16 protein-coding genes and 2 pseudogenes are annotated in these 18,796 nt (G+C 38.5%); 10 read left to right on the top strand and 8 right to left on the bottom strand.

The genetic code is table 11. From position 1 onward, the window contains the following. Nucleotides 1–9: 9 nt before the first annotated feature. The 7 genes and pseudogenes from EXE10_RS04455 to EXE10_RS04425 form a co-directional block, all read right to left on the bottom strand. Entirely contained in the window at nucleotides 10–669 is a 660-nt protein-coding gene (locus tag EXE10_RS04455) for a methionine ABC transporter permease (protein WP_130112494.1), read from the bottom strand. Next, nucleotides 650–1,720, bottom strand: a complete 1,071-nt coding sequence (locus tag EXE10_RS04450) for a methionine ABC transporter ATP-binding protein (protein ID WP_087551721.1) — start codon at nucleotides 1,718–1,720, stop codon at nucleotides 650–652. The genes EXE10_RS04455 and EXE10_RS04450 overlap by 20 nt, the downstream gene beginning before the upstream one ends. A gap of 11 nt (nucleotides 1,721–1,731) precedes the next feature. Beyond that, on the bottom strand, nucleotides 1,732–2,568 hold the full coding sequence (locus tag EXE10_RS04445; protein ID WP_130112493.1) for a MetQ/NlpA family ABC transporter substrate-binding protein: 837 nt from the start codon (nucleotides 2,566–2,568) through the stop codon (nucleotides 1,732–1,734). A 10-nt stretch (nucleotides 2,569–2,578) separates the two neighbouring features. Then, nucleotides 2,579–3,455: pseudogene (locus EXE10_RS04440) on the bottom strand (MetQ/NlpA family ABC transporter substrate-binding protein). Nucleotides 3,456–3,654: 199 nt separating this feature from the next. Further along, nucleotides 3,655–5,088 carry an LLM class flavin-dependent oxidoreductase gene (locus EXE10_RS04435; RefSeq protein ID WP_130112492.1) on the bottom strand — a complete coding sequence of 478 codons (1,434 nt, stop codon included), beginning with the start codon at nucleotides 5,086–5,088 and terminating at the stop codon, nucleotides 3,655–3,657. Then, nucleotides 5,088–6,335 (bottom strand): SfnB family sulfur acquisition oxidoreductase, encoded by a 1,248-nt coding sequence (locus EXE10_RS04430; RefSeq protein ID WP_130112491.1) that lies wholly within the window; start codon nucleotides 6,333–6,335, stop codon nucleotides 5,088–5,090. The genes EXE10_RS04435 and EXE10_RS04430 overlap by 1 nt, the downstream gene beginning before the upstream one ends. Before the next feature lie 34 nt (nucleotides 6,336–6,369). Next, nucleotides 6,370–7,574 (bottom strand): annotated as a pseudogene (locus EXE10_RS04425) (SfnB family sulfur acquisition oxidoreductase). 398 nt (nucleotides 7,575–7,972) lie between these two features. On the opposite strand from EXE10_RS04425, the gene EXE10_RS04420 reads away from it, so the two are divergent. From EXE10_RS04420 to EXE10_RS21415, 6 genes are all read left to right on the top strand, one after another. Next, entirely contained in the window at nucleotides 7,973–8,737 is a 765-nt protein-coding gene (locus EXE10_RS04420) for a glutathione S-transferase family protein (protein WP_130112490.1), read from the top strand. A gap of 95 nt (nucleotides 8,738–8,832) precedes the next feature. Continuing rightward, nucleotides 8,833–9,207, top strand: coding sequence for a hypothetical protein (locus EXE10_RS04415; RefSeq protein WP_087551728.1), 375 nt, complete (start codon nucleotides 8,833–8,835; stop codon nucleotides 9,205–9,207). A 130-nt stretch (nucleotides 9,208–9,337) separates the two neighbouring features. Further along, nucleotides 9,338–9,607 (top strand): hypothetical protein, encoded by a 270-nt coding sequence (locus tag EXE10_RS04410; RefSeq protein WP_068974539.1) that lies wholly within the window; start codon nucleotides 9,338–9,340, stop codon nucleotides 9,605–9,607. A gap of 308 nt (nucleotides 9,608–9,915) precedes the next feature. Next, nucleotides 9,916–12,555, top strand: coding sequence for a bifunctional aconitate hydratase 2/2-methylisocitrate dehydratase (locus tag EXE10_RS04405; protein ID WP_068974540.1), 2,640 nt, complete (start codon nucleotides 9,916–9,918; stop codon nucleotides 12,553–12,555). A gap of 62 nt (nucleotides 12,556–12,617) precedes the next feature. Beyond that, a complete protein-coding gene (locus EXE10_RS04400) occupies nucleotides 12,618–14,735 on the top strand; it encodes a hypothetical protein (protein WP_130112489.1) in 2,118 nt (705 codons plus the stop codon). Further along, nucleotides 14,728–14,871: a hypothetical protein gene (locus EXE10_RS21415; RefSeq protein ID WP_165382980.1), complete on the top strand. Its 144-nt coding sequence runs from the start codon at nucleotides 14,728–14,730 to the stop codon at nucleotides 14,869–14,871. Before EXE10_RS04400 ends, EXE10_RS21415 begins: the two co-directional genes overlap by 8 nt. Nucleotides 14,872–14,999: 128 nt before the next feature. Here EXE10_RS21415 and EXE10_RS04395 read toward each other — a convergent pair whose 3' ends face one another. Next, a complete protein-coding gene (locus tag EXE10_RS04395; RefSeq protein ID WP_130112488.1) occupies nucleotides 15,000–15,863 on the bottom strand; it encodes a LysR family transcriptional regulator in 864 nt (287 codons plus the stop codon). Between the two features lie 186 nt (nucleotides 15,864–16,049). On the opposite strand from EXE10_RS04395, the gene EXE10_RS04390 reads away from it, so the two are divergent. From EXE10_RS04390 to EXE10_RS04375, 4 genes are all read left to right on the top strand, one after another. Next, entirely contained in the window at nucleotides 16,050–16,718 is a 669-nt protein-coding gene (locus tag EXE10_RS04390; protein ID WP_130112487.1) for an ankyrin repeat domain-containing protein, read from the top strand. Between the two features lie 18 nt (nucleotides 16,719–16,736). Next, a complete protein-coding gene (locus EXE10_RS04385) occupies nucleotides 16,737–17,201 on the top strand; it encodes a nucleoside deaminase (RefSeq protein ID WP_130112486.1) in 465 nt (154 codons plus the stop codon). A gap of 91 nt (nucleotides 17,202–17,292) precedes the next feature. Continuing rightward, the gene (locus EXE10_RS04380; RefSeq protein WP_130112485.1) at nucleotides 17,293–18,471 is read left to right on the top strand and encodes a cyanate transporter; all 1,179 of its coding nucleotides are present in this window, start codon (nucleotides 17,293–17,295) and stop codon (nucleotides 18,469–18,471) included. Between the two features lie 22 nt (nucleotides 18,472–18,493). Next, on the top strand, nucleotides 18,494–18,709 hold the full coding sequence (locus tag EXE10_RS04375; protein WP_068974547.1) for a hypothetical protein: 216 nt from the start codon (nucleotides 18,494–18,496) through the stop codon (nucleotides 18,707–18,709). Nucleotides 18,710–18,796: the final 87 nt, after the last annotated feature.

Raw genomic sequence — 18,796 nt, 5'->3', positions numbered from 1 at the left:
CTGAGGATATTATATTTTCCGTTTATCCAACTGACTCGCTAAACTGTCCCCAAAAGCTTGTACGAGCATGACGAGTGCAACCAAAACCACGATTACTGCAAACATGATTTGCATATCAAAACGTTGGTATCCGTAGCGATAGGCAATATCACCCAAGCCACCTGCACCAATCGCACCGGCAATCGCAGATGAGTTAATCATGGTCACGATGGTGACAGTAAAACCAGCAACAATTCCAGGTAAAGCTTCAGGCAGAAGGACATGCCAAATGATTTGTTTGCGATTACAACCCATCGCTTGAGCAGCTTCAATCAAACCTTGATCAACTTCCCGTAGACTGACTTCTGCGATACGTGCAAAGAAAGGCGTTGCTGCTAGAGTCAGTGGAACAACGGCTGCCCAAACCCCATAACTTGTACCAACAATCCAACGTGTAAGCGGAATTAGCGCAACCATTAAAATTAAAAAGGGGACAGAACGCGTGATATTAATTACTGTACCAAGTGCATGATTAATTTTTTTGGAGGGATAAATGCCTTGCTCAGAGGTATTCACCAAGATAACTGCCAAAGGTAAACCTATTAAAAAGGCAACTAAGGCAGAAACGCCAACCATGATTAAAGTATCAATCGTACCTGTTAGTAATAAATCAATGAGTTGGTCTTGCATAGCCGAGTACCTCAATTTGCGCAATGTGATGTTTTAGTTTTTCTTGTAGATGTTGAATGTCGAGATCTGTTTGAGCAGTTCCAACGATGAGTGTTCCAATCAAATGCCCTTGAATGCTGTCAATATGGCTTTGATATAAATGTACCGAATGATCAAATGCTTGAAAGACTTGGGTTAAATCAGGTGAATGTTTAGGATCAGTTTCATAACGAAGTTTGACAATGCTATGCGTTGAATCATTTTGCAGTTCACGATTCACTTGAAACGGTAAATCCAATTGTTCTAAGTTCAATAATTCCTGTGTGATTTTTTGCTGTGGCTGTGAAAATACCGACCACACTTGCCCCGATTCAACAATTTCACCATGTTCAATCACCACCACTTGATCGCAAATTTCACGAATGACTTGCATTTCATGGGTAATTAAAACAATGGTAATCCCTAATTCACGATTGATTTTTTTCAGTAAAGACAGCACCACTGAAGTGCTTTCAGGGTCAAGTGCTGAAGTGGCTTCATCACAAAGTAAAATCTCAGGATGATGCACCAAAGCGCGAGCAATTCCAACACGTTGTTTTTGTCCACCAGACAATTGAGCAGGGTAGTTATTGGCTTTACTGTCTAAACCGACCAGTGTGAGTGCTTCATTCACACGTGTTTCGATTTCAGCTTTATTCACGTGCGCTATTTTTAAAGGTAGTGCAACATTTTCCCAAACAGTTTTGGCTGACATGAGATTGAAGTGCTGAAAAATCATGCCAATTTTTTGACGGGTTTGAATCAATTCAGCATGACTCAATTCCGCTAAATTCTGTTGATGAATATGAATACTACCCTCGGAAATACTTTCTAAACCATTGAGTGTGCGTATCAATGATGATTTTCCTGCACCACTTTTACCGATGATGCCGAAAATCTTGCCTTGTGGGATATCGAGGTTGATGTTTTTCAGTGCATGAGTTTGTTGATTTTGCCCATCATAATATTTATTTAAATCACGGATTTTAATATGCGGGACTGAAAAATCGACCTGTGAACCGAAGCTAACCATATTTATTCTCCTTATTTCCAGCCTGCAAACCACATGTCTTTACCGAAATCTTTGTCTAAAACTTCACGGACTTGTTGTGAGTTTTGGAAAGCATGGATAAATTTTGCTAATTTTTGATTTTGGTCTTGATAATCACTGCGTGTAACAAAAAGAATCGCGTACTTTTTATCAATCGGATCTAAGAACAATGCGCTGTGTGGATCTGCTTTTTTCGCCATATTTAGATAATGAGGGAAACCAAAAATCAGATCAGCATCGTCATAAGCCAAAGCCGTTTGTGGACCTTCAACTTCTAAAAATTTCAATTGCTTAGGATTGGAGACAATATCTTGAAGAGTAGACAATTCATTATTGACCTCTTTGATCTGAATCAGCCCTGCACGGTGCAATAAGATCAATGCACGTGCTGAATTTACAGGATCACTTGGAATGACTACACGCGCATTTTGTGGCAATGCGTCTAAGGATTTATATTGTTTTGAATATAAACCGACATGACTACCACTGCCTGTACCAAAAGCATGCAAATCGTAATTGGTCTGCTTAATGGCATTTTTAAGAAATACACTTTGTTGGAAAAAATTCGCATCAATGTCACGGTTTTGTACTGCAACATTTGGTGCTTGCCAATCCGAAAATTCTACCAATTTGACGTGAATACCATCTTTTTCAACTTCATTGGCAACCGCTTGTAAAAGCTCTGCATAAGGTGGGCTGATGCCTATGGTCAAGACATTATCTTGCTGTTGATTTTTGACATAGCGATAGCTGAATAGCCCAACTACGACAAGAATAACGATAAGCCCAATGATCAGATTTTTGCTTTTGAGTTTGGAAACTTGAGACATGATTTATTCCTTATTTCCAACCTGCAAACCATAGGTTTTCACCGACATCATCATTTAAAGCTTGTTTAACTTTGTCAGAAGTTTGATAAATTTTAATAAATTTTAATAAATTCTTTTAACTGTTCTGCTTTCTTCGGATGGGTTTGCTCATAATCATCTTTCACCACAAATAAAATGGCATAACGGGTATTGGTATTGTCATCCAATAACAAAGCTTTATTTGGATCAATGGTTTTTGCTAAACGTAAATAAAGCGGATAGCTAAAGACCAAATCAGCATCATCAACTGCACGTGCAGTCTGTGGTCCTTCAACTTCGATGAAATTAAAATGCTTAGGATTTTCCGCAATGTCTTGCAAATTCGACAAATGATTTTCAGGGTTTTTGAGCGTAATGAGTTTGGCTTGTTGTAATAGCAATAAAGCACGACCTTGATTCACAGGATCATTGGGAATCACCACACGTGCATTTTCAGGAACAGCATCTAAGGAGTTGTATTTTTTAGAATAAAGCCCAACATGGGTTGCAACACCTGTGGCAATCGGTTTGAGCTTAAAGCCTGTTTCTTTGGTAGCATTGCTTAAAAATGGCTGATGTTGAAAATAGTTGGCATCAATATCACCATGATTCAGCGTGATATTGGGTGTATTCCAATCTGAAAATTCGACGAGTTTTACATGAATCCCTTTTTGCTTTGCTTCATCAACCGCAACTTGTAAAGGTTTTGCAAATGGCGGACTAATCCCCAGGGTAATTTCTTCAGAACCTGCTTTTTTATGCTGATTCCAATAAATTAATCCTGCGATGACCGCGATAATAATCACACCAAGTACAATAAACTTGTTTTTGGATGATTGAGGTTTAGATGTTGTATTTGTTTGAGTCATGTATAACCCCTTAAAATTTAATTTTGCCTAAAATAATGATCAAGAGATTCCTTCTCCCTTTGGGAGAAGGCTAGGATGAGGGGCTTTTAAGAATCCTCTCCCTAACCCTCTCCTTTAATAAAGGAGAGGGAACTTTCTTTGTGAATTAATTACTAATTTCGTTTACAAATGAATGTGAATAAAATTATTTTTAGACCAATTAAGCACTTTGCTTAGCGACTGTTTCTCTCACAATGTGTTGCTTATCTTTATCGCTTTGACATCGAAAATGTGAAGCAGGGTGTAGCGCTGTAAGATGATCGCCATGTTGAAAGATTTTTTGGCGTAAAGAGCCTTGCGCATATTCAGTCTTAAATCGTCCACGTTGTTGGAGTTCAGGAATCACATATTGAATAAAGTCATGATGTGATTCAGGTGCTACTGTGCGAGTCAGGTTAAAACCATCAATACCTGTTTCATCAATCAGTTGAATTAGTTTTTCAGCAACAGTTTGACCACTCCCGATGATCAATGGATAACGTCCACCAAGTTTGTGCTGCGCTTTTAAATCATTTGGCGTGATTTTGTTTTCTTTAAACTTATTATTCACCGATGCAATGCTATTGGTTTGACGATAAGGAATCGCTTCATCATCTGCATATTGCGCAAGATCAATACCAACAGAACTTGAGAAATGCGCCAAACCTGCTTCAGGGCTTGCATAACTTGCATATTCTTCAAGTTTTTGCTGTGCCAATACATCCGTTTCAGCGGTGATGACTGTAATACCGACAAAGATTTTAATGTCCTCAGGGTTGCGACCTTGTTGCACAGCCAATTCACGAATTTTATTAACCTGCTGTTTGAGCTTTTCAGGTTGGTCACCGCCAATAAAGACACATTCGGCATGTCGCGTAGAGAAGGCCAAACCACGAGGTGATGCACCTGCTTGAAACAGTACAGGCGTGCGTTGTGGCGAGGGTGAAACTTGGAATACCCCCTTACTTTGATAGAAACGACCTTGATGCTGAATCTGATGGACTTTATGAGGATCAGTGAAAATTCGATTTACTTTATCTTTACGAATCGCATCATTTTCCCAGGAACCTTCCCAATATTTATAGCAAAGCTCTAAAAATTCCTCGGCTTGTTCATAGCGCAGATCATGGTCTTTTAAACCCTTTTGACCGATTAAACGCTCTGCACTGTCCAAATATCCTGTGACAATGTTCCAACCAATACGACCTTGGGTGAGATGATCTAAACTCGCAAAGCGCCGTGCAAATTGATAAGGCGTTTCATAACTTAGATTGACTGTAATTCCAAAACCTAAGTTTTGAGTCACACTCGCCATCGCTGAAACCAATGTCGATGGATCATGGCTTGGCAATTGAATGGATTCTTTCAGCGTCAGATCTATACCATTCTGATATACATCATAGACCCCTGTAATATCGGCAATAAATAAACCATCGAACAATCCTGCTTCCAATGTTTTTGCAAGATCAGTCCAATAACTGAGTTCATTGAAACGATGCGACTGATCACGAGGATGCGTCCATAAACCATGATTGATATGCCCCACGCTATTCATATCAAAAGCGTTGAGTAGAATTTGCTTTTTATGTGTTGATTTCTGAGATGTATTTGTCATTACAATGTCCCTCTACGTGGTGGCAGGATATTGTTCAACACATAATTTCCAATAAAGTAATATTTCCAACGAGATGCATCATGCAAGGTATGTACACGAGCATTGCGCCAATGACGATCTAAGCCATCTGTCCGTTGACTGCCACGGCTTCCTGCAAGTTCAATTAATTTCGATGATGCTTTGAGTGCTGTTTCTGTACTGTGCGCACGAACCTTTGCGACATCGATTGAGGCTTTGGCAATATTCTCAGCAGTTGGATGAGGCTTCGCTACATCAATAGAATGAGCTGCTTGTTTGAGGAGTACTTCACTTGCTCGAACATCAGCAGCGATACGACCCAATTCATAAATGGTTAATGGATCTTGATCTGCACTTTCTACTTTGGCATCGACCCAAGCACGTGCCTTTTTCACACGTTGAATGGTTTCTTCAAATGCAGCTCGGGCGATGCCTGTTTCAATTGCAGCATGCATGATTTGCGCAAAAGGACCGACCAAGGTGGGTTCGGAAAATGCGCGATCAAAACGCACCACATCTTCAGCTTCAACAAAAACTTGATTGAATTTAACCGTACCGCTACCTGTCGTTTTTTGTCCAAAACCTGTCCAATCATTGATACGTTGTACGCCTTGAGCATCGGCTGAAATAAAAGCAAGGTATTCACGATCCTCTGCATCACGGACAAGCGTTGGAATACGATGTGCAAATAAGCTGCCTGTGCAATAAAATTTTTCACCATTCACCACAAAGCCATGCTGATTTTGAGCTTGCGCAATTTGGGTATGTTTTTGCGCCGCGGTTTTGGTTTTAAATTCAGCCAATGCATTGCCATAACGCGCACCTGCAAGCACTTCGGCATAGAACTTTTGCTTTTGCGTTTCTGTGCCATTATTGCGCAGTACTTCCAAAGCATAAAAATGGTTCTGCGGAATTTGTCCGATTGAACCATCTACACCACTGAATAGTGCAATGATCTTCGCCACAGTCAGACTGGAAACTTCCGCACCACCATATTGTTTTGGTACTGTAATTGCCCATAAACCTGATTGGCTAAAGGCTTCAATTTCCTCAAAAGGCAAAAGACGTTCAGCATCTCGTTGAATCGCACGTTCTTTAAATTGCACACTTAAGGCTTTGGCAATGTCTAAAGCCTCTGCATCAGTTTTGATTATATGTGCTTTGGCAAAGCTTAGATTTGCAACGGTTTCTGTGTGTTCAGATTTATAAATATTTTGAAAAGTGGTCATCTTATTCCCCTGATGAATGATTATTTACTGTGTGTTAAATCCAAGCATGGCGTTGGTTTTGCACACCATTGAGGTAAAAATTACCAATGGCATAAAATTTCCAACGCACAGGGTCATGAAGGGTATGCACACGGGCGTTGCCCAATGTTGATCGAGATTATGTGTCTCCAAACTTGAGCGGCTACCACCAAGTTCAATCAGCTTTTCAGAAATATGCAGGGCAGCATCATTGGCATAGACTTTGGCTTCAGCCACAATGATCGAAGCTTTACTGGCTTCTTCAGGTGTAACAATCTCTTGAGAATCAAGTTGATCAAGATATTCAGCCGCTTCATCCAACAGTAAAATAGAAGCATCGAGCAAAATATTCAGTTTGCCGACTTCCTGTAGGGTGTAGGCTTCAAAACAGGCTTTCTCGACATTGGCATCGACAATAGGGCGTGCTTTATGAATCGTAGAAATTGTTTCGGCAAAGGCTGCTTCTGCAATTCCGACATCAATCGCCACTTGGATCAGTTGTGAATATGCACCACGATATTTAGATAAATCTGCGAGTACATGCTCTTTCATGATTAAGTCAGGATGAACCACCACATTATTTAAGCGAACTGTGCCACTCGCCGTAGTACGTTGCCCAAAACCATCCCAATCATCCAAGATTTCAACACCTTTTGCCTTGGCATCAATAATGGTTAAAACTGTATAGCCCTCAGGATGTAAGGCACGAATGGCTAAGTAATCGGCAAAATAAGAACCCGTAGAATAGAATTTTTCGCCATTTAAAAGATATTGATCTTCAATTTTGTCTAATCGAGTTGTGATAGTAGTTGTATCTTTGCTATGACGTTCAGGACCACCATTGGCTAAACGTTTTCCTTTGAGTATTTCGCCATAAATGAACTGTTTTTGTTGTTCATTGGCAATTTGTTCAATTGCATTCATTAAGCCAAACTGATTTTGTGGAATTTGTCCGACACTTGCATCTGCTTTGGATAAGATACGAAAAACCTGAACCAAGGTTTTATTGGAAACTTCCGCACCCCCATATTTTTTGGCGATGCGAATTCCTCCCAAGCCTTTGTGACTGAAATCGTCAATCACATCAACAGGGAGAATACGTTGTTGATCACGAATATTTCGTTCTACTAATGCAAAGTCAGCAACTTGATAGGCTGCATTAATTGCTTGTTGATCATTTTCAATAATAAAAATATTGGCTGTTGAATTTAAAGTAGACATGTTGGCACCTATGGATCAATACCAAAACGCTAAGCAAAAATGCGGTAAAAATTAAACGAAGGATTCTTATTTACTTAGCACAATTATTTTTAAAGATTTAAAGTGCAAAGTTTTTGAAGATAATTAATAAGTTAATTGATTGAAAATTAATAAATAAGTCGAATTTTTGAGATGAAAATAGCATCAATTTCAAATTGATTATTCCTGTATTAAATAAAGACTCAAGAAAGAGAGATAACAGATACAATGAAAATTGAGTGAGATGACAGATAATTTGAGCAAAATGTTCATTGTAATTCTGCGGATGAGTGTCTAAAGTACAGAAGATTAGTCAGGATTCATCTATCTATTTTAGATCACCTTAAGTTTTTAATTAGAAGAATAAATTTGGAGATTTCATGCGCACGTTGTACCAATTCCCACTCTCTCATTATTGCGAAAAAGCACGTTGGTTGCTGGATCATAAGGAATTGGATTTTACTGCGCAAAATGTTACGCCAGGTGTACATCGCGCTTTTGCTCAATTAAAAACAGGGCAAAATAAATTACCGATTTTAAAAGATGGCGAAAAATATGTAGCGGGAACAACCCAAATTGCACTGTATTTAGATGATGTCTATCCAGAACATCGTTTGATTCGTGGTGACACGACATTACGTGAAAAGATCTTAGAAATAGATGGGATTTGTAATGAACTGGGGATTCATGTACGTCGTTGGGGCTTGGCACATGCACTGGCTGAAGGTGATGAATCACTTGAAATTATTATCGGTGAAAAAGGTTATTTACGTCAGTTTGAGAAATTTTCCAAACCAATTCTAAAAAGTTTGATGTCAAAACGCTATCAGCTCGATGATGAGCGTGTGGAACAGTCTAAATATAGCCTCGATATGACGATTGAAAGCCTGAATCAAGTTTTAGTTGAAAATGGATGTCGTTATATGGTTGGAGATCGTTTAGGATTGGCTGATATTGCGGTATGTTCTATGCTTGCACCTTTACTGACACTTGATTCAACGCCATGGGAAAGAGAACAGGCAGAGCATAATTCAGTCGAATTCACAGCATTTTGCCAGCATTTACTGGAACTTCCTTTGGGACAATATATCAAACGAATTTATGCAACCGAACGTCATGCACGTGTGGATTGGCGCGGGATTTAAATAGAATTACAGGTGTAATCGAGATAGATTCTCAATATAAGTCTCCAATTTTTTGAAAAATTCAGTATCATAGGGCGTGATTGGAGATTTTTTGAATGCAAAAGTTCGTGATGTTAGGTGCTTTAAGCACTGTTTTATTGATGGTAGGTTGTGCTGAAAAAAAACCTGCAACGCCTGAAGAGATTTGGCAAGGTTACTGTACCAGTATTGGCAATGCAGCGCGTTCGATCACTTTAGATCGTCAAAACGGTATTACGCATAAAGAAGCGTTAGACTATGCCAATAAAGTAACAGATCCAACAACGAAAGGTTTTGTACTTGAATATCTTGAAAAAATTTATGCATTACCAGATGCAGAATTGAAAGCTGATCAAACTGCGGTACAAACTAAGTTCAAACAAGAAGCCTATGAACAGTGTTTAAAAACACCACATGATCCGAAAAAAATGCCAGATTACAAACCGTTCTAAGTGAACGGTTTTTTTATATCAGTCATTTATGGAAATAGGTCAAATTTAGTCACAAAATATGATTAGCATAAAAAAAGAAAAGCATATATAAAATATAGAAATAGAAAATAAAAACTCGCGAGGACTGATCATGGAAGTTGTTGCATATTTACACAATGCGGATTTGCTCGTAGAAGATGAACAAGGTGTGGCTGTCATTAGTGGGAGCCATTATGTACTGAGTCTTGGTGATAAAGTTTTTTTCCAAGAAATGATTGATGAACAAGCCAAACTCTATTTAGTCAAAATATCCTTTGCCAGTGCAGATCACATGATGTTGCATGAGGACGAAGTGCAAATGAAATTTGAAGGTTGTCGTACTGAATTTCAAAAGTACGTAAACAGTACAACAGTCCACTAAGGTGTAATACTTTTAGTCACAATACTATGGCAACATTTAGGTTGCCATTTTTATGTCTATAAAATGTCGTTAAAAGTAATGCGAATGTCAGTAATCTCTGAAATGATTGTTGAATGATCAAATTTCAAGTTTTCCGTATAAGAAGTGCTTAACTATTTATTTACAAAATAATGGTCATCACGAATTAATACGTTCATTGCATTAACTTTTGACATGATTTTTAGTAAAATTTGACAGTCCATATTGCTCGTGAAGCTTTTGACAAGCTGGAATTCATAAGCAATTTTTTAAAAAAGAGGAATAACACCGTGCTAGAAGCTTACCGCCAACACGTTGCAGAACGTGCCGCACTCGGAGTCCCACCGAAGCCACTTGATGATGCTCAAACTGCTGAACTAGTTGAATTATTAAAAAATCCACCAGCTGGCGAAGAAGCATTCTTAGTTGACTTGCTTGAAAATCGTGTTCCAGCAGGTGTTGACCAAGCTGCTTATGTAAAAGCTGCATTTTTAACAGCTGTTGCAAAAGGTGAAGCGACTTCTCCATTAGTTTCTAAAGAACGCGCGGTTTACTTACTAGGTACTATGCTTGGTGGTTATAACGTAGCGCCTTTAGTTGCTCTTCTTGATGATGCTGCGCTTGCTGAACTTGCTGCTGAAGCACTTAAGAAAACTCTTCTTGTATTTGATGCGTTCCATGACGTTGCTGACAAAGCAAAAGCGGGCAATGCAAATGCACAAGCAGTGATGCAATCTTGGGCTGATGCTGAATGGTTCACTAGCCGTAAAGATGTTCCAGAAGAAATCAAACTTACAGTTTTCAAAGTAACTGGCGAAACAAACACAGACGACTTGTCACCTGCACAAGACGCTTGGAGCCGTCCAGATATTCCATTACATGCAAATGCAATGTTGAAAAACGTACGTGACGGTATCAACCCAGAAGTTCCTGGTGAAGTTGGTCCACTTAACCAAATTAAAGATCTTGTTGCGAAAGGCAATCAAGTTGCTTACGTTGGTGATGTTGTTGGTACAGGTTCAAGCCGTAAATCAGCAACTAACTCTGTTCTTTGGTTCTTCGGTGATGACATTCCGCACATTCCGAACAAAAAAGACGGTGGTTACTGCTTAGGTTCTAAAATTGCGCCGATTTTCTTCAACACTATGGAAGATGCTGGTGCATTACCAGTTGAAATCGATGTTCAAAACATGAACATGGGCGACGAAATCGTTCTTAAAATTGATCACGCTGCTGCAAAAGTAACTGCATCTAAAGATGGTGCTGTGATTGCTGAAGCTGAATTGAAAACTCCAGTTCTTCTAGATGAAGTACGTGCGGGTGGTCGTATTAACTTGATCGTTGGTCGTGGTTTGACAACTAAAGCGCGTGAAGCTTTAGGTCTTCCTGCTTCTACTTTATTCCGTGCACCAGTTCAACCTGCTGCAACTGGTAAAGGTTTCACTCAAGCTCAGAAAATGGTTGGTCGCGCTTGTGGTCTTCCTGAAGGTCAAGGTGTACTTCCAGGTACTTACTGTGAACCTAAGATGACGACTGTTGGTTCGCAAGATACAACTGGTCCAATGACTCGTGACGAATTGAAAGACTTAGCTTGCTTAGGCTTCTCTGCTGACTTAGTAATGCAATCTTTCTGTCACACAGCTGCGTATCCAAAACCAGTTGACGTTCAAATGCAACACTCGCTTCCTGATTTCATCATGAACCGTGGTGGTGTATCACTACGTCCAGGTGACGGTATTATCCACTCTTGGTTAAACCGTATGCTTCTTCCAGATACAGTTGGTACTGGTGGTGACTCACATACTCGTTTCCCAATCGGTATTTCTTTCCCAGCAGGTTCTGGTCTTGTAGCGTTCGCTGCAGCAACTGGTGTTATGCCACTTGATATGCCTGAATCTATTCTTGTTAAGTTCAAGGGTAAAATGCAACCTGGTATCACTTTACGTGACCTTGTACATGCAATCCCTTATGTTGCGATCCAACAAGGTGACTTAACTGTAGAGAAGAAAGGTAAGAAAAACATCTTCTCTGGTCGTATCCTTGAGATCGACTTAACAGAAATGGAAACTGACTTAACTGTTGAGCAAGCATTCGAACTTTCTGATGCTTCTGCTGAACGTTCTGCAGCTGGTTGTTCTATCACACTTTCTGAAGAGAAAGTTGCTGAATACCTTAAATCAAACATTACAATGTTGAAATGGATGATTTCTGAAGGTTATGGCGATGCACGTACTATGGCTCGTCGTGTTGAGAACATGGAAAAATGGTTGGCGAATCCATCACTTCTTAAAGCTGATGCTGATGCTGAATACACTAAAGTGTATGAAATCGACCTTGCTACAATAACTGAGCCAGTTCTTTGCTGTCCAAACGATCCAGATGATGCGAAATTGTTATCTGACGTTCAAGGCGTGAAAATTGACGAAGTATTCGTTGGTTCTTGTATGACGAACATCGGTCACTTCCGTGCTGCTGGTAAATTACTTGATAAAGTACCTGGTGGTTCATTGTCTACTCGTTTATGGTTGGCTCCACCAACGCGTATGGACGAGCGTCAATTGATGGAAGAAGGTTTCTATAACATTTATGGTAAAGCTGGCGCACGTACTGAAATGCCAGGTTGTTCATTATGTATGGGTAACCAAGCACGTGTAGCTCCTAACACGACTTGTGTATCGACTTCTACTCGTAACTTCCCGAACCGTTTAGGTCAAGGTGCGAACGTTTACTTAGCTTCTGCTGAACTTGCATCTGTTGCTGCTGTACTTGGTAAATTACCAACTCCAGAAGAATATCAACAGTATGCAGCTCAAATTGACAGCATGTCTGCTGACATCTATCAATACTTAAGCTTCGACAAAATGGAAACGTATACTGACGCTTCTAAAGAAGTTGATACTAAGAAAATTGCTGCTGCTCAATTGTCTTAATATATTGAAAATTAAGATTAAATGAGTTAAAAATAAGGGCTGATTAATCAGCCCTTATTTTTATGCAAAATTATTATGAAAAAAAATTTGAATCTCTCGTATTTGAGTTTGATTCTGTGGTAGCAAAAGAAAAAATTGTAGAAGAGCTTTTATATAAAAGTTCACAGCCAAAATTTGAAAATTATAAAAATAAATTTGATATGTTTTGGCAATCAAATTTTATAAACTTACTTACAGAAGATAATGTAAGGCATGAAAATTATATTCTCGCATTAAGCCAATATATACGGTTTGGCATTACTGATAAAAATATTTGTATAAATTATTTAAAACGAAATATTCAAAGTTTTATTTTATCGGTGCGTTATTCTGGGTTAATCCTTCGATCAGATCATAATTCGTGGTGTGTTCTAAATGAAATTGAACAAGAAATAGAAAATGAAATACTACATGCTTTTTTTCAGACAGTACAATATTTACAATCACAATATAAGCATCGACTAGAAATTTATGAAGATATAAAAAATAAGCTTAATATAGGTCAAGTCACTGCTATGGTTTTTGGCAGTTTATATGCTTATGAGTATTTGATACCTAATCAAGATTATTTTGATTATTTACCTTATCAGTTTGACACAATCGAAAAAAATTCAGCGGAAACAGTTTGGAAAGCTTTTGATGAGATTGTTAAAACATCTAATAAAAATACTAGAAGATTAACTGAACAATCAATCGCTTTAGCTTTAAAAAATAAATTAATGCCTTTTTTGATTGATGAGGGTATGACCTTACTGCTTCAAGAGCAATATGAACTTTATAAAAAACTTGTGGCTATTAAAATTGAGATTATTAATTATAAAAGAAATGTACTAGAGTCGTTTTGTTTTGATAAGCAGGTAAATTACAAGCTAAACAATTCAGAACTGATTTATACAAATACAGAAGAGAATAAGGATAATTGGTCAGAGAAAAATGCGTTATTAATAAACTATTGGTTTAGTGTTGGTGCTGAAAAATTACTAAATTCTGATGCAATATACAGCATTATAAATACGGGTGATAATTTAGAGGCTAATGCAGTTGCACTATCAAAAGCGTTTGGTATACAAGAGCAGTTATCTAAAGTTTATGGGGTCTCACAATTCAGTATTAATAATCAAAAGCTCGATGCTTATGAAACAATGATCACCATGACTTTGTCACAAGCTCATTATTTAAAAGATCATATAGAAAAATTTATGTGTTTTTCACCTAATGCAAAAAGTAATTTGCATGCATTAGCACAGATGACTATGCATGGTTTTGCGATAGGTGAAAATAGAATGCCTTTCACATTTGCGAAACGTGAAGATAAAATTAAAAGAATGTCTTCTTGGGTAAAAGGAAGTTCAAATACTGTCAAAAAAAAGAAAATGGCTCAAATCTTAACTTTTTGGAGTTGTGATTTATATCATGAGAATGATATTTCTACCTTTCAACAAAAGCCATTCTATAAAATTGATGATTTTATTTTTCAATTTCCTTGGTTAACAGCATTTCAAAATGTGAACACAATGATGATTAACTATGTTCGTAAACTTCATAAAAATCGTTCAGAGCTTAGAAGTGAAACTGATAATATTGAATTAAATCTGGCTGATAAATTTAAAAATGCTGGATTTCAAGTGTTTTGCCAATATCAGCCTCAAGATAGCGAGGTTGGTGAGATTGATCTTATAGCGCTATACGATAACAATGTGATTGTGGCAGAGGTTAAATCGACATACATTAAAAGCAGTATTCAAGAAATTTACGAATATAGAAACTTCACTTTAAATAAGGCCGCTTATCAACTATCCAAAAAAGTAGCCTACGTCAGAAATGAATTTTTAAATCAATATTTTGAAAATGTAGACGACGTAAAAATTCACTCTTGGATTATAGATACAACTTTAGAATTTGATCATCAGTATTTAGGTAATCATCTTAAAATATCTATGGATGAAATAATTATATCCTTAAATGGAAAAGTTGATTTTATGGATTCGATTGTAGATGGTTTATTGGATGAAGAGGGAGTTGTAAATAATATTGATCCACTTAAGTTTATTGATGATATTGAGAATGATAAATTTTGGACACATCAAATTGGTAATTATGATGGTTTTATGAATCGGATGTTGAGCAAATTGAATGTCTAAACAATCCCGCTTCCTCTGTATAGGTGGTTTCCTCAATGGGACACAAGTCAAAGACCAAGACGGCAGTTTTATCTGTATCGAAAGTGGCAAACAAATCACTTATTTCAAAAAAGCAATATTCAACCAAGATGTGTGACGACGGCTCTTCTGAAAAACAACTAGAGATTTAGACGCTAAAAAATGGGTTGATGACAAAGATTTCATTAAGCTAGAAAGAGAAAGATGAGCAAATGCTTGTCTTTTTCATTATTTATAAGGTGATGTTTATAGATTTAGGCAATTAAACTCATTAAATCTTTGTTGTAAAACAGTCGTCATCCGCTCAACCAATGAGTCAATCAAACCGTCACGATCCCATGCATAAATAGAAATAGTGATGGGAGCAACTGAACCAAACTGTGCATATTGACGGACACGATAACTCTTTGTTGTCGCAATAGGTAAAAGAGATAAACCTAAACCTGCTTCAACACTGACTAATATATTGGAGATACTATTACCAGTAAAAGCAATGTACCAGTTTTGTTGTTCACGTTCCAAAAGCTCAAACATTTCATCTCGATACAATCCACCTTGAGGAAAAGCCACAAGGGCAAGAGGATTTTGCCAGTTTCCGCCATGATCAATACTTTCAAACCATGCCAAAGGCTCTGGAAATGTTGCACGATGATCTGCACTGGCAGCAGACTCTTTAACAATCACAATATCAAACTGACCATTACGATAACTCTCCATTAACTCACGACTGAGCCCCGATGTAACTTCAAGACGCACATTCGGATTGACTTGAGTAAAACTCCCTAAAATCAGTGCCATTTCAGTATTCATAATATCCTCAGGTAAACCAATACGAATAGGAATCGTACCTGTAGGATCATCTAAAATTTGTTGAGCTTCCTGCTGTAGAGCCAAAATTCGTCGTGCATAGCGAATGAGCTGTTCACCTGATGCAGTCAGTTGTAAGGGGCGAGATTGACGATCAATTAACGGTTTTCCAACAACATCTTCAAGACGTGCCAGTTGTTGACTGATCGTAGATTGAGTCATGTGCAAACGTTCAGCAGCCAAAGTAAAACTGCCTGCATCGACAATACTGACAAAAGCGCGAAGAAGACGCGGATCAAACATGAAAAGCCACCATTCTATAAAACGATAAACAGGCAAATGTGCATCAGATACTATTTAATATCTTAATGCATTTGATTAAATAATTTAATTTCTAAATAGTCATTTATTTGGCTATCCTGAGTCATATTCACTGAAATTCAAATATTTTGATGCGCGCTGAGTGCTGTTTATAAGGAAGATGATGCAATGTATAAATCATGGATAATCACACTATGTGCTATTGCAGTGAGCGCATGTGGTCATACAACTTCAGGAGTTTCAAGGCAAACAGAAACTTTACATCAAGCAGCAGAAACGAATGATGTTACACAAGTATCACAACTTTTGGCACAAAATGCGTCAATTGATGCACGAAATTTATCAGGTGCAACCGCATTATTGGTTGCGACTCATGAAAATAATGTTGATGTGGCAAAAGCATTGATTGAAGCAGGAGCAGATGTGAATGCTAAAGATCTTATTCAGGATAGCCCTTATCTTTATGCAGGCGCGCGAGGTCATTTGGAAATTTTAAAAATGACCTTGCAACATGGCGCAGACTTGAAAAGTACCAATCGTTATGGCGGTACGGCATTGATTCCTGCGGCTGAACGTGGCCATGTGGAAACGGTACGCACTTTAATTCAGGCAGGTGTGGATGTAAACCATATCAATAATCTTGATTGGACTGCCTTAATGGAAGCGGTGGTTTTGGGGGATGGTAGCCAAAAGTATTTAGATATTATCAATCTGCTAATTCAAGCAGGGGCAGATGTGAATATTCCTGATCGTGAGGGAGTGACTGCATTACAACATGCGCAAGCACGTCATTATTCTGCTATTGAAAAAGCATTGTTGAATGCAGGTGCAAAATAGTTTAAGTGGAGTGTAACTGTGAATAATATAGAAAATTTTCTTAAGCAAGCGATTGAATTGGCTTATCAAAATTGTGAAGTCGGTGGACGCCCATTTGGAGCAGTCTTGGTCAAAGATGGCGATGTGATTGCAACTGGTGTCAATCAGATTCTAACCACAAATGATCCTACAGCACATGCTGAACTTTTGGCTGTCCGTGCAGCAAGTCAGCAGTTGGGTACTGCCAATTTAGCAGGCTGTTCGGTTTTCGCCAGTGGTCAGCCATGTCCAATGTGTATGGCTGCGATGCGTATGGCAGGCGTGGAAGCAGTTTACTATGCACATTCCAATGAAGATGGAGAAGCATTTGGTTTGTCTACAGCGGTGATTTATGCAGATCTTGCCAAGCCTTTTGCAGAACAAAGCATGAATATTCAATATATTCCTGTACGGATTGAGCATAAGCCAGATTTATATGCATTTTGGAAGACATCTACGCAATGAAATTTAAGCTGGATAAAGTATGAACGATATCAAGGTTTAATAATCATCGTAGCAAAACCTAAGTGCAATCAACTGAAATAAATGTAGAACTATGAAATTCCTCAATCATCGTAGCATGTTAGTCATCACAGTGGCTTTTGTCGGCTTAAATCTGCGCCCATTTATGACCAGTATCGGTCCTGTTATACATCAAATTCGCCACAGTACAGGATTAAGTTTACAAGGTGTTGCTTTACTAACTTTAGTGCCGATGTTGCTGATGGGAATCATCGCATTTATTGCACCCGCCATACAAAATCTACTGGGTGAACGTAAAGCGATTCTCAGTGCATTGATGCTGATTGCTTTAGGCTGTGCTTTACGTTTTGTCGTGCCTAATGGTGCGGTATTAATTTTAACTGCGGCTATCATTGGATTTGGTGTTGCCGTGATTCAGGCAATCTTCCCGAGTTTAATCAAACGAGAATTTATTCAGCATTTAAGCCCCATGATGGGATTATATTCCGCCATGCTCATGGGTGGAGGGGCATTGGGTGCTTTGCTTGCACCTGCTGTTGCTGAAAGTCGTGGTGACTGGAAAATGGGATTGGCGATTTTCATCATCCCTGCAATGATTGCTTTGTTTTTTGCCTATGTTTTTATTCAACCAAATTCAGCAGCAACCAAAGCTATGCCGAAGGTTAGGGTTTTGCTCAAACAGCCACGAACATGGTTGTTGATCAGCTGTTTTGGCTTAATTAATGGTGGTTATTCTTCAATTGTGGCATGGCTCGCACCTGCATTTCAGGATTTGGGTTGGAGCACCACAGCCAGTGGGCATTTAATGGCAGTGCTTACCTTAAGCCAAGCTGTGGCAGCATTACTTTTGCCTTATTTATCTCGTGACAACAAAGACCGTCGTAGCTGGCTTGCTTTGACTTTGGTTTTACAATTGGTTGGTTTTGCTGGTTTGGCATTGCGACCTGAATGGATGCCGTATTTATGGGCAGTGACAGTTGGTGCAGGTTTAGGTGGTTGCTTTGCATTGTTGATGGTAGTGGTTTTAGATCATTTGCCTGACCCTACACATGCAGGTCAATTATCTGCTTTAATGCAAGGTGGTGGTTTTATTCTGGCTGCGATGGCACCTTGGTTGCTTGCAGTTTTCCATAGTTTAACGGGTACGTATGTGATGGGTTGGGTTTGGCATTTCTCTATGGTGATTGTAGTGGGTGTATTGATGATCAGGTTGAATCCGCAACATTATGATAAAGTAATACGCTTAAACTAAGTGCTGATAGTTGAGCTTCTACATGCCTTCACAATCCCGATTCCTCTGTATAGGGGGCTTCCTCAACGGAACACAAGTCAAAGACCAAGGTGACAGCTTTGTCTGTATTGAAAATGGCAAACAAATCACTTATTTCAAAAAAGAAATTTTCAATCAGGATGCTTGGGATCATGATTACTATGTCTGCGAAACGACCAGTGATTTAGACGCTAAAAAATGGGTTTTTGACATCGAATAATTTTGCTTGTTAAAGCGAAATATTGAATTGTAAAAGCAAATTTTAGCCATTAAAAAGCCCCATATTTCAGGGGCTAGTCGTATCACT

This window comes from Acinetobacter sp. WCHAc060033, from assembly GCF_004209125.1.
Classification (GTDB): domain Bacteria; phylum Pseudomonadota; class Gammaproteobacteria; order Pseudomonadales; family Moraxellaceae; genus Acinetobacter; species Acinetobacter wuhouensis.
This window is presented reverse-complemented; position numbering and strand designations above follow the sequence as displayed.

Coding starts and splice junctions, on each gene's coding strand:
- EXE10_RS04400 (WP_130112489.1), top strand. CDS start 12,618: ATGCAAAATTATTATGAAAAAAAATTTGAATCTCTCGTATTTGAGTTT.
- EXE10_RS21415 (WP_165382980.1), top strand. CDS start 14,728: ATGTCTAAACAATCCCGCTTCCTCTGTATAGGTGGTTTCCTCAATGGG.
- EXE10_RS04450 (WP_087551721.1), bottom strand. CDS start 1,720: ATGGTTAGCTTCGGTTCACAGGTCGATTTTTCAGTCCCGCATATTAAA.
- EXE10_RS04435 (WP_130112492.1), bottom strand. CDS start 5,088: ATGACAAATACATCTCAGAAATCAACACATAAAAAGCAAATTCTACTC.
- EXE10_RS04410 (WP_068974539.1), top strand. CDS start 9,338: ATGGAAGTTGTTGCATATTTACACAATGCGGATTTGCTCGTAGAAGAT.
- EXE10_RS04455 (WP_130112494.1), bottom strand. CDS start 669: ATGCAAGACCAACTCATTGATTTATTACTAACAGGTACGATTGATACT.
- EXE10_RS04380 (WP_130112485.1), top strand. CDS start 17,293: ATGAAATTCCTCAATCATCGTAGCATGTTAGTCATCACAGTGGCTTTT.
- EXE10_RS04390 (WP_130112487.1), top strand. CDS start 16,050: ATGTATAAATCATGGATAATCACACTATGTGCTATTGCAGTGAGCGCA.
- EXE10_RS04430 (WP_130112491.1), bottom strand. CDS start 6,335: ATGACCACTTTTCAAAATATTTATAAATCTGAACACACAGAAACCGTT.
- EXE10_RS04420 (WP_130112490.1), top strand. CDS start 7,973: ATGCGCACGTTGTACCAATTCCCACTCTCTCATTATTGCGAAAAAGCA.
- EXE10_RS04445 (WP_130112493.1), bottom strand. CDS start 2,568: ATGTCTCAAGTTTCCAAACTCAAAAGCAAAAATCTGATCATTGGGCTT.
- EXE10_RS04375 (WP_068974547.1), top strand. CDS start 18,494: ATGCCTTCACAATCCCGATTCCTCTGTATAGGGGGCTTCCTCAACGGA.
- EXE10_RS04395 (WP_130112488.1), bottom strand. CDS start 15,863: ATGTTTGATCCGCGTCTTCTTCGCGCTTTTGTCAGTATTGTCGATGCA.
- EXE10_RS04415 (WP_087551728.1), top strand. CDS start 8,833: ATGCAAAAGTTCGTGATGTTAGGTGCTTTAAGCACTGTTTTATTGATG.